This is a genomic window from Sphingobacterium sp. UBA7253, assembly GCF_002472745.1.
GTDB classification, from domain to species: Bacteria; Bacteroidota; Bacteroidia; order Sphingobacteriales; family Sphingobacteriaceae; genus Sphingobacterium; species Sphingobacterium siyangense.
The window spans coordinates 1-11,572 of the sequence record NZ_DKSP01000030.1 but is presented as its reverse complement, the minus strand read 5'-3'; the positions used below and the strand labels follow the sequence as shown (position 1 = coordinate 11,572).

The window sequence follows — 11,572 nt, the reverse complement described above, 5'->3', positions numbered from 1 at the left end:
GGCCTTCTGTATCGGTGACATAATGCTTTTTATAGCCATAACGTGTTTTCCCAGCCTTCTTTATCCAACGAGCTTCATGGTCAACACCCGGGCTCTCTTGTTGGATCAATAACTGTTCACTATTTTCTTTATCCAGCTCAGAATCTTCGCGAGGATGTTCACTACGGTCACTTTCGATCTCGTAAATAACTTTGCCTTTTGGTTTTAGCGGAGAATCAACAATACTGGCATCAACGATAGCTCCACGTTTTACCAATATTTTATGTTTATTCAACTGCTTGTTCAGCTCCTTGAATAGATTCTCATAAACACCCTTTTCTGTCAGCGAGCTGCGAAAACGGCTAATAACACTGTGATCGGGAACCGAATCGTCCAAACTGATGCCAACAAAGCGACTAAAGGAGATACTGTCGTTTATACGGTCTTCTACTTCGTAGTCACTCAGACCATACCAGGTCTGTAGAAGTGTCATTTTGAAGAGGACAAGACCAGAATAACTAGGGCGTCCCATTTTGCTTTCCCCTTTGTGGTAATGCTTGTTGATAATATTTGAAATCGGACGCCAATTTACCAATGTATTGATCTGATCGAAGAATTCCTGCTTGATTTTCCGTCTTTGAACCATGTAATCAACAAAGCTAACTTTTTCTGTCTTTTCCATACCTTAAATATAACGAAAATCAACAAGAAACAAATTAAAAACCTGAATATCAATAAAATAAAAACCAAACACTTTTGCAACGGTCTTAACTTGTTAATATGATGCCAGACATGTCGTCAGGATGCCTTATTCCCCGTTTAGTCAAATATGCGGAGAGCCTTGAACCTCCCCAGAGGCCCCAATTATTTCTCATCCACATTCCAAATCCGAAATGTGAGCCGGCCATAAACTCTGACTCTGTCATTTCTCTTATTTTATTTTTGGTGCTATCATCCCAGAACGAGTCTATTTGGACAAAACAATCGTCAAGGTTTTTCGGGATATAAATACCGGCAATTGTGTCCGCATTCATCCGCTGTCTGATTTCCTTTTTCAATTTGTTTTCCTTCAGTTTGAATGCCTTCAGGAGAGAATCTTCTTTTACATAACCTGCTGAGAGTAGCTGTTTATAGTATTCCAAAATCACATCTTTTTTAAAGTTGTGGATTCCTTTATTATTTAAATATGTAAATAATGGAGATTTTCCAGTCGAAAGGAGCGAGTCAATCAATTCAAATTCACTTTCAAGTTCATTGTCGGTTAATTCACTTAACTCTACCTCATCACTATATTTGATTACGTTTTTTAGGCTATCCGAAACGTTAAGATTTAAGAATGAGGCTGTTTCTTTCAGATTTCTAGGAAGGGAGTTTTGAGCAGAAGCAGAGGGCAGTGACCAAACAACTGATATAAGTGCAAGCAATATAAATCTTAGGGTGGTCATATTATTGGTGTAAAGCAGTTTTAAATTCAACTAATTAGATCTAAATAATTCTTGAACTAATTTAAGAATTTATTCTTTTCTAACAGCTGTCAACTTAGGTAACGTTGCACAAGAAATGTAATATGCTTTCAAACAGTTATAAGACTTAAGTGATCAATTTAATATTAATGAATAAGATTATCGAAAATGGCTGGCAGCCTGTTCAATATTGAACGGCTAGTGTTCAATAACGGTCAGTATTAAGAAAGAAATTCGTTCGTAGTGTATTGGCAAATAGCGTGTTAAATTTATTGGCAAACTATTTGGAATCCCCATTCAAGTACAAAATAAATAAAAGATGGTAAAGCCTATTTCCAATATGTTCGAAAAAACTTCTAAATATGTATTGATTATCCTATTCAGTTTATCATTTATGCTTACCTATGGGCAGCGTAACGAAATTATGGATAAGCCAAAAGTTGATGAGCGTATCGAGCTTCTGAGTATTGTGTTTAGACTTGCTGGCAATCAAGAGTATAGCTCAGCTATTTTTAAGCGCTACGTTGATCGAATCAATGAACACTATGGTCCTTTTAAAGAACACGAATTGATCACTTTTGTCAATAAGATTAAAAATGAAAATGGCATAGGCTACGATGCAGTGATGAGTATGGCCATACATCTTGATGATAAGTTCAATCTTAAGCAAAAAAATATCAACGAAACCCTGGACAAAAGGTGGAGTAGAGCTAATGCTCTTCAATTCGCAACACTGTTAAAGAAGTTTTACAAAGACAGTAATAGCAAAGGATTTTTTCAGGATAACCAGGCACTGTACAATGAGGTACAAAAGCGCTTTCTTCCAATTTATGAACATATTGAATTGGACTGGTACCCTAAATTCTATGGTAAGAAACCATCCGAAAAGTTTTTGATTGTGAATGGTTTGGGAAATGGCGGCGGTAACTATGGGGTAGCCATTAAAAATCCACAGGGTCTTAAGGAAGTCTACGCTATTATGGGGACATGGAGTATGGATAGTCTTGGCATGGCTGAATTTCCTTTACAGAGCTATTTCCCTACATTACTTCACGAGTTTAACCACTCCTTTGTTAATTATTTATTGGAAAAAGACACGACAATTTTTAGAGACAGCGGCGAAAAATTATATAGCCTTGTAAAGGAGAAAATGAACCGGCAGGCATACGGTAGCTGGCAAACGATGTTGAACGAGGCATTGGTTCGAGCTGCGGTTATCAAATATCAAAAAGATCATAATTTCAGCTTCGAAGAGATTTCAAAGGAAACCAATGGACAGCTAGATAGGGGATTTCTTTGGATTGAGAAACTTGTTGATGAACTTGAACACTTTGATCGTCAGCGAGACTTATATCCTACTTTAGAGAGCTATATGCCTGTACTTGCCAAAGCTTATCGATCTTACGCTGCAGATATTTCTTCTTTAGATGCAGCTTTTGAAGAAAGAAGACCAAAAATCATTTCTTTTGAGGGAATTCAGGATGGACAAACCAATGTCAACAACACCTTAAGGGAGCTGAAGATAAATTTCGACAGGCCCTTATTGGGACAGGGACGGTCATTTAGGGGGATTTCCAAAGAAGGTTTTCCGCTGATAAAAGGACATCGTTATTCTTCAGATAAGAAATCTGTTATCATTGATTGGGAGTTAGAACCAAACAAAACCTATGAAATTATCATTACGGAAAAGCATTCCGTACTGCAGATGGGATACCGATGAAAGACCATTATCTAAAATTTAGTACAAAGTAATTTACTGTAATGGACAATATTTGACCATATACATAATCAATTGTGGCAAAGGTAACTCACATTATCGTTGTGAGAGTTAAATAGGTTCATTCCATTGAGGTATACCGACAAACATATCATTTACAAATTTTTCTGTATACCGCTGCATTCCAGCTTCCTCCTTATCAAAGTAGGTCTTTATTTTTGAGCATACTTTAGGGTTGGAGCATAACTTGACGCGGAAGTTTTCGATCCATTCGGCCCGTATAACAATCGTAATTAATTTTTTTTGTGTCTCTGGACAAGCCGATTACAGTGATAGCTTGGCACATCCCAGCATACCAATCGATAATATACACTTTGGTGCCCGGGCTAAACTGTTTAGAGCCTTTGTGGGTTTCCATTTTCCCTTCACCATAACTAATTTCCTGTTTGATATTAGCTACTAATGTCGATAATGGTATAGGTTCTAAATGATCCATATTTATTCAGCGCTATTTTAATTAAAATATTTTCGCAACTAGCTTCATGATATCGCTTTACTGGTTTTTGAATTTACAAAACAGGATGTAAGAAATAGAACCGCATATATCACGCATTGCATCTCGTTGGTGGTCCGATATAAAGTTCGCTAATGAACATTAGTTATATCGATCCGTTAAACTATCATAAGTGAGATTGGGAAGAAGGCCTTATTAATTATAGAAATGGATAAGACATTTAGGGATTCATTTCCGTTTGGATCCGAAAAATCCTCCCTATGATCTCATCAATTGCCTTTATTTTTTGATTGGGACAATCGAAACAGCATAACCACCGCCTGCGGCACAATGTTGAACGATCGTGTCCTTTTTCGTTACTCTTGTAGTTTTTATTGTATACGCTTGTGGTTTTGTCTTATAGTTTGCGTCTGACGCATCAGCATAAATAGTTGCCAAATAGGTCTTTCCTTCATCCAGAAAATCAAATTTTATCTTCGATGTTCTGCTGGAATTTCCATTTACACTTCCTAAAAACCATTTTTCTGTATTTTTTTCTTTACGGGCAACGGTAATATATTGACCAGGTTCAGCCTCTAAATATTTACTGTCATCCCAATCCAGCCCGACATCTTTAATAAATTGAAAAGCATCTGGAAAACGATCATAATTTTCCGGAAAATCTGCTGCCATCTGCAAAGGGCTATACATCGTTACATATAGCGCCAATTGGTTGGCCAACGTACTATTCACATGGGCGCCATTGGCGAGGTTCATTTCAAAAATACCGGGGGTATAATCCATTGGACCGCCAATAAGTCTTGTGAAAGGCAAGATAGTTACATGATTGGGCTTTATGCCACCAAATGCATGGTATTCTGTACCTCTAGCAGATTCATTGCCTATCAAATTTGGCCAGGTACGTGCTACACCCGTCGGACGTACAGCTTCGTGCTGATTAACCATAATTTGGTAGGAAGCTGCTTTTTCTACAGCATACTGAAAATGGTTATTTGTCCATTGGCTATAGTGGTGTTCACCCAATGGAAGAATATTTCCTACATACCCACTTTTTACAGCATCATAACCCAATTGGTTCATCAGCCTATAGGCTGTATCGATATGTCGCTCATAGTTGCGGATAGATCCGGATGTCTCATGATGCATAATCAGTTTCACACCTTTGGCGTGTGCATAATCGTTTAATCCTTTGAGATCAAAATCAGGATAAGGCGTGACAAAATCAAAGACATAATCTTTATCATTGCCAAACCAATCTTCCCATCCGATATTCCATCCTTCAACCAAAACACCCTCAAAACCATGCTTCGCAGCAAAATCTATATACTTTTTAACGTTTGCTGTTGTCGCGCCATGGGTACCATTTGGTTTTGCCATACTGAAATCTGTTATTCCCAACTGGACAGACGGAAATTCATTTGTATAGGACCAACTACTCTTACCGGAAATCATTTCCCACCACACGCCTACATATTTTGTAGGCTTTATCCAGGAAGTATTTTGTATTTTGCTTGGCTCATTCAAATTATAGGTCATCTTAGACGCCAATATATCTCTTGCATCATCACTTACGATAATTGTTCTCCAAGGTGAGGTAGCGGGTGCTTGCATTTTACCCTTATCGCCATGTGAATCTGGCGTAAGCCAAGATTCAAAAACAAAATTTTTGTCATCCAAATTGAGGTGCATCGTCGAGTAATTCAGACAGCTTGCTTCATGTAAATTGATGTAAACACCTTCATTGGTTTTTAGCATCAACGAGGTCTGTACCCCCGTTGGCGAGAAGGAGGTTTGAGAGACGTTGCCGCCTTCGTAAGCGCTTCCCATCAAACCCCTTATTTCAGATAGTTTAGATGTGGTATAATTATATTCCTGGGTGTCATAATCGCCAGGAATCCAATAAGCGGTATGGTCACCAGTCATGGCAAACTGGCTACGTTCCTCTTTAATAGTGAAGTAATTTAGGTTTTTCTGCAGTGGAAATTCATACCGAAAACCGAGACCATCATCAAATAAACGAAAACGGATAATAATTTGGCGCTCTGTTTGTTTTTGGTTTAATGTGACAGCGAGTTCATTATAATGGTTTCTTACATTTTTAGTTTCTCCCCATACCGGTTGCCATGTTTCATCGAAAGTGCTGGTCTTTGAATCGGAGATTTCAAAATTGCTATAAAGCGAGCTCTTCTTTTTTATCTGGGTTTCACCATCCGTTTGTCCCTTTAAGTTTAATTCTTCATCCGGTTTGAGCTTGAGTTCCAATCCCAGATTGCTGGTCTTGATTACCACGTTGTTTTTAAACTTTAATTCGTAGGTTGGCGTACCTTCTTTTGTCAATCCAAAGGCCAGTTCAAATCTTCCATTGGGCGATTTTATCTGTTGCCCCCGTGCTACGATCCCGTTACAGCAAAAGACGACAAATAAAAGAAAAATTGATTTTTTCATCATTTCTATTTTAGCATATATATTAAAATTCAGTATTGTTATGAGCTTTGGATTACTTCGTTAATCGCAAAACTGTTACACCATGTGGTGGAATATTCTCAAGATAGGAACTCATTGTCCCCAGGTCTTCATGTTTCCATAAATCCCTTACCCGCCAATGGCTGCCAGATAAATCAGTAAAATTCAATCCTCTGGTTTGATAGTTACTCTCTCTATTAAAAAGGGCTATGACCCAATCACCATTGGTCAACTGACCTTTCCAGATCTGGCTTTTTGGATCTTTCGGATCGTTGGTTAAGGGTTTTCCGACAAATCCATCTTCTCTTAAAGCAAGTAGTTCCCTATTTTGGTAAAGCCAAAGATTTTTACCGATGGAATTATAACGGTCTCCAATTGTGACAGCGCCGCCAGAAATAAAGCAGGCTGAGATGACACTCTTCTTTTCATGATCATTGGAAAAAGTATTAATCCGAAGAAAATCAGCATCCAGTATCATCTTTCCTCTGCCTGAAATGTTAGACCAATAGGTCAGACCATCCATGCCATTTGCATATTGTGACCATCCAACACGTTTGATTCCACGTTCATTGTCGCTCCATCGCCACCATTTGCCATCTCCAACATCGTCGTTGACGCGGATCATGTGTCCGTATTTTTGCTCTACCTGCGCATCATTATAGAGATGTGGCATCACCAGACTTAAGAAAATTCCATTTTTATCGCAGGCTTCACGCATCCACCGAAGAGCTTTCTCGTAGTACGCCGCCGGACGTACTGGACCTACTGTCCCCATATTCCTATCTTTTCCATCTTCAAACCAGGAAAGAAAATCTACGCGTAGATAGCGCACACCCATATCCGCATAGTATTGAATATATCCTTTGACATATTCTTCGGCTCCCGGTTTGTCAACTTGTACCCACTTAAACCAGGTGGCCTGTTCATCTTCTTTCATGATGCTGGAAAGGGGAATATTCGTTCCTTTAATTTTTACACCAGCATCAGCGGCCAATTTGATTACCCATAGGGGGTTGTTGTATATTCCCAAAGTCATCCCTCTACCTTTCAGGTTATCGGACCACCAGGCGTAGTCGTGCTTCCATTTGGACGAGTGGGTTGTACGATAACCATCGGCGTTGTATTTAAAGTCGTCGCCCCAGCCGTCGATACAGACCATCTTGTAACCTAAAGATTTTAGGTTGTTGTCAATCCAGTTGATATTCTTTTCCCATTCATCTTCAGGAATATAACCATCCGTTTCGAAGTTATATTCGTAAGGGCTCCAATATAGTGGGCCGACGAACGGATTTTGCAAACTGTCTGGATGAATTATCTTTGTGGTTATATCATTTGAAGGAGTTTTTGAACATGCTGTCATAAACAGCATGTTCAAAAATACAAGTGGTGTAGCGAGTTGATGAAATCGTCTCATATGGCCTAATTTTTGACAATTGAAATTGTTTCGTAAAGCTGGTTGAAGGTAATTTTATACGTTCCAGCTTCGGTAATTTTCCATTTGTTGTCGATTTTACCCTCAGCGATAATTATTGCATCTTTTCCTGTTGTTCCTTCTCCATTGGTTGGTGGCATGAAGAAATCTCCGTCCCAGCTTCCGGTTGCGGTTGGGATCTTAAATTCGCCCACTTTTAATGAGCCTGTATAAGTAAACTCATAAGGGTTTCCTGCTGTAGGCACCATTGGTGTTGGATTATCTATTGTCCAGCCAGAAGGCACAGCGTCCCCTACGAGCCATATCTGCTTGTACGGGGTAAAAGGTTTGATCGTTATAAATGGGGTTGCACTGATATTAAGCAGAATCTTGTAAGCGCCAGCAGTTGCGATGTTCCATTTATAATCAGGGTTTCCACCCGGAACCAGCTGAACACCAGTTTCGGAAAGTTTTGGATGGTTTGCTAAAGGCATAAAGAAATCTGTCCCCCAATTTCCTGTCGCTACAGGGATTTTAAAGTCACCAGCATTCAATACTTCATTAAACTTAAACTGAAAGGCGTTGGTCGGATCTTTCTTCATTGCATTTGGGTTTTCAATATTCCAGCCATTTGGCGTAGCATCGCCCACCACCCATAGGGATGCATACGCCGCACCGACCGGACCAGGAACAACCTGTATGCTGATTGTTTTCGATGTAGTTGACAGCGTTTTTGACGGAATTAGTCCGAGCACCGTAATATCCAGTTTGGACTCTATATTGACCGTCATCTTCAATTTTTCAACTAGTATAGCGTTCAATTCACCCTGGGTAAACCGTTTGCTTATCGCTCCAGAGGCGACTGCTACACTATCCCGTTGCTCACCGTTAGCCAGGATTATTTTATAAGAGATCATTGAGTTTGAAAATGCCGGCCACGAAACCGTAAGCGCATCCTCAGACGGCTTACTCGGATTAATGACCACTTTATCAGCAGATGCTGTAATATCCGTAATTTCGAATGGCAGTGGAGTAGGTGCATCCAGTTCTTTCGAACAGGACTGCACCATTATTAAACATACGCCCCATAGCAGGATATTTCCAAGTTGCTTTGAAGCCGACAATCTTATATTCCAATTAAATTTCATAACTTTCAAAAGGTTTTATACTTACTAAAACTGATTAGTATCCGGGATTCTGTTGCAATGACGGAGTTAGTGTGAAAACACTCTGACCAATAGGATAAATTTTAGTATGATCACTATTATCAGGTTCTTTATCCCACCATTTTCCAGAATTGAATTTACCCCAACGAATTAAATCGGTTCGGCGTCTTCCTTCGACCAGGAACTCACGACCCCATTCATCGATCATTTCCTGATCGCTCAATTGCTGTCCCGACTCCAGGTACAGGCTGTTTGAGCCAGTTGGATAGTTACGCTTACGCACCGCATTCAACAATTTTGCGGCGGATCCTTTATCGCCGGTTCTATATTTACATTCAGCTAGTGAATAATAAATTTCAGCAAGTCTAATCTCTGCAAATGCCGAAGAAATGGTATTTGGATCCTTAGAAGGATATATCGGATATTTCGCAACCCATAAGCCAGAGTTGTCATCTGCATGGTTCATATTGGATTCTTTATCTGCGATCTTTGTTCCCGGAGGGGTATCTTTAAACCATCCCACCTGATCACGGGCAAAGATGGTATATCCTCGGTTGCTTTTGACCAATTTTGTCGGATCGCTATAATAGGGGAGGTAACCGAACAAAAACATACCTTCTCTTTTACTATTGCCAAGATTTTTATATTTCTTTAATCGAAGATCATCTGGATAGCGCTGAAATTTGATAAAGGGCTTACCGAGGGCAAAATTATACTCGACACTGTCCACATCCCGTCCTGGCTGAAGGGCATAGCGGGTATTCATATTTCCGAAATCGGTAAAGCCGAAGAAATTTTGAGCCTGATGCGGTGCCATCCACCAATACATATCCGAACTATAATGCCAGTGTGTGCGGGCCAAAGTTGCAGGGAATCCGTAGATAACTTCACTGGAATTTGCGTTATCGTAATCAAAAGGTTTTGACCATATCGTTTCCAATTGGTAATTGCCATATTTTCCGTCTATGATATCCTGACATACCGCAGCACATTCAGCATATTTGCTTTGACCCGTATAAACTTCAGCATTCAGATAAAGTCTGGCCAACAAGGCTGCAGCTCCGCCTTTTGTCCATCTACCAATACCCGTTGTGCCGAGATCCTGACGGAGTGGCAATCCGGGAATAGCATCTTTCAGCTCTTTTTCAATAAAGGCGAAGGTTTCAGCAGGTGTCGCTTGCGGCGGAGTTGCAGTTTCACCCTTTACTTTTGTTACCAGTGGAATATTCCGGTATAAATCAAAAGCCCGTAGGTTGAACCAGGCCCGGAGTGTCTTCAGCTCAGCCACAAAGTCGGCCTTTTCCGCTTCAGTGATCTGAACTTTTTGGATATCCACCTTTTCGATATCCTCAAGCGAGTTTGTAGCTAAACTGATACCCTGAAAAAGAGCTTTCCACATATCACTGGTATAATCATCCTGAACTGTCCAGGTATGGTAATGAGCCCGTTGGTATTTGCCTCCATCAAACCAGTCGCCATCCCTATTTGGGGTCATCAATTGGTCGGCAGGGAGTTCCTGCGCGTAAAATAGACCACCACCCTGAATCGACCAAAAGGCATGTTCAAACGGTCTCAAAAAATCACGGATCACATCTTCTCTTTTCTGTAAGAAATTGTCAGAAGTAATTTTATCATATAAGGTTTCGTCAAGCTTGGTACAGCTTGCGCTTCCCAAAATTAGGGTGCTAATGGAAAGGGGAATTATATAACGTAATGAAAATTTCATCTCTTTGTTGTGTTTAATCGTTAGAATTTAACCTGTAAGCCTGCTAGGAATTGTGCCGTCGATGGATAGTAAGACAAGGAAGTATTTATACCGGGTGTTAGTCCATTAACGGATATTGCTTCAGGATCACCTGTTGTAAACTTGGTGAAAGTATATAGATTCCGTGCTACGGCATACACCCGGATCGAACTGATTTGCTTGACAGGAGGTTTGATATTATAACCAATCGTAATATTGTCGATTTTTACAAAATCACCTTTCTCCAAGAAGTAATCCGAAAGAGTAGAATAGGTCTCTGCATTGGTCAACGCAGCATATTTGCCATTTCCATAAGCCGATTTGAGCACGTTCGCACCAGATTGCGTAACTGGGGTTCCCAGATAAAAAGCGGTCGTGTTAAAGAGGTCGTATTTAAATGAACCTCGTAAAAATACCGAAAGATCGAAGTTTTTGTAGGTAAAGTTCTGTCCCAAACTGGCGGTAAACAATGGTAATCCATTGCCTACAAAACGTTTATCTTCTTCCTTTGCTGTGTTTCCGGGTATAATATTGTTGTCCTTATCATACACCATCAAACGTCCAGTGGCGTCGATACCGGCAGATTCGTACATATAGAAACTGCCGATTCTCCGTCCTTCTTCCAAACGTTGAGCTGGTCCGGGAGACCCCGGCGAAGGCATATAGGACATGAATTGAAAGTTTTGCCCCTTATAAATGTCATTTGAAAAGGAAACGAATTTATTGCTATTTGATGCTCCAGCGAAACTTACCGAATATGAAAAATCTTTCTGGGTGAGGATTTTAGCATTCAATTGCACTTCCAGGCCCGAATTTTTCATAGTACCTACATTGGCAAAGGTTGTTGTTAACACGAATGGTGGAACCGGAACGTTATAGGAGCCTAGTAGATCTTTGTTGGTACGTACATAATAATTGATACTACCACTTATTTTTCGTTGGAAAAGATCAAAATCGACGCCGAAATTTAAGTTCTGTGCTTTTTCCCAACGAAGGTCATAGTTGGTATTCTGACTGGGACCCCAAACTTGGTACGATGCCCCGTTAAATGCAAAATAACCATAACCTTGATAAGTATCTAACGAAAGGTAACTGCCAAAGTCCTGATTACCCGT

At 40.0% G+C, this 11,572-nt stretch carries 9 protein-coding genes; 1 reads left to right on the top strand and 8 read right to left on the bottom strand.

The window, feature by feature from the left end; translation table 11 throughout:
- Both B2X72_RS02650 and B2X72_RS02645 read right to left on the bottom strand, forming a co-directional pair.
- Positions 1–661, bottom strand: a 661-nt coding sequence (locus B2X72_RS02650; RefSeq protein WP_286848208.1) for an IS5 family transposase, incomplete at its 3' end; no start/stop codon positions are given.
- Positions 662–746: 85 nt separating this feature from the next.
- Positions 747–1,454, bottom strand: coding sequence for a DUF6794 domain-containing protein (locus B2X72_RS02645; protein WP_286848207.1), 708 nt, complete (start codon positions 1,452–1,454; stop codon positions 747–749).
- Between the two features lie 307 nt (positions 1,455–1,761).
- Between B2X72_RS02645 and B2X72_RS02640 the strand changes: the two genes are divergently transcribed.
- Positions 1,762–3,162 carry a DUF4932 domain-containing protein gene (locus B2X72_RS02640; RefSeq protein WP_286848206.1) on the top strand — a complete coding sequence of 467 codons (1,401 nt, stop codon included), beginning with the start codon at positions 1,762–1,764 and terminating at the stop codon, positions 3,160–3,162.
- A gap of 226 nt (positions 3,163–3,388) precedes the next feature.
- Here B2X72_RS02640 and B2X72_RS02635 read toward each other — a convergent pair whose 3' ends face one another.
- The 6 genes from B2X72_RS02635 to B2X72_RS02610 all read right to left on the bottom strand — a co-directional run.
- Positions 3,389–3,655, bottom strand: coding sequence for a hypothetical protein (locus B2X72_RS02635; protein ID WP_070566772.1), 267 nt, complete (start codon positions 3,653–3,655; stop codon positions 3,389–3,391).
- Positions 3,656–3,952: 297 nt separating this feature from the next.
- Positions 3,953–6,121, bottom strand: a complete 2,169-nt coding sequence (locus B2X72_RS02630) for a glycoside hydrolase family 97 protein (protein WP_254667718.1) — start codon at positions 6,119–6,121, stop codon at positions 3,953–3,955.
- Positions 6,122–6,170: 49 nt separating this feature from the next.
- Positions 6,171–7,550 (bottom strand): alpha-galactosidase, encoded by a 1,380-nt coding sequence (locus tag B2X72_RS02625; RefSeq protein WP_139145008.1) that lies wholly within the window; start codon positions 7,548–7,550, stop codon positions 6,171–6,173.
- A 5-nt stretch (positions 7,551–7,555) separates the two neighbouring features.
- Positions 7,556–8,695 (bottom strand): SusF/SusE family outer membrane protein, encoded by a 1,140-nt coding sequence (locus tag B2X72_RS02620; protein WP_070566766.1) that lies wholly within the window; start codon positions 8,693–8,695, stop codon positions 7,556–7,558.
- A 34-nt stretch (positions 8,696–8,729) separates the two neighbouring features.
- On the bottom strand, positions 8,730–10,439 hold the full coding sequence (locus B2X72_RS02615; protein WP_070566764.1) for a RagB/SusD family nutrient uptake outer membrane protein: 1,710 nt from the start codon (positions 10,437–10,439) through the stop codon (positions 8,730–8,732).
- A 20-nt stretch (positions 10,440–10,459) separates the two neighbouring features.
- Positions 10,460–11,572, bottom strand: a 1,113-nt coding sequence (locus B2X72_RS02610; protein ID WP_286848205.1) for a TonB-dependent receptor domain-containing protein, incomplete at its 5' end; no start/stop codon positions are given.

What these genes read in the sequence shown, in the direction of transcription:
- B2X72_RS02615 (WP_070566764.1), bottom strand. Translation starts at nt 10,439, where the DNA reads ATGAAATTTTCATTACGTTATATAATTCCCCTTTCCATTAGCACCCTA.
- B2X72_RS02625 (WP_139145008.1), bottom strand. Translation starts at nt 7,550, where the DNA reads ATGAGACGATTTCATCAACTCGCTACACCACTTGTATTTTTGAACATG.
- B2X72_RS02640 (WP_286848206.1), top strand. Translation starts at nt 1,762, where the DNA reads ATGGTAAAGCCTATTTCCAATATGTTCGAAAAAACTTCTAAATATGTA.
- B2X72_RS02635 (WP_070566772.1), bottom strand. Translation starts at nt 3,655, where the DNA reads ATGGATCATTTAGAACCTATACCATTATCGACATTAGTAGCTAATATC.
- B2X72_RS02630 (WP_254667718.1), bottom strand. Translation starts at nt 6,121, where the DNA reads ATGATGAAAAAATCAATTTTTCTTTTATTTGTCGTCTTTTGCTGTAAC.
- B2X72_RS02620 (WP_070566766.1), bottom strand. Translation starts at nt 8,695, where the DNA reads ATGAAATTTAATTGGAATATAAGATTGTCGGCTTCAAAGCAACTTGGA.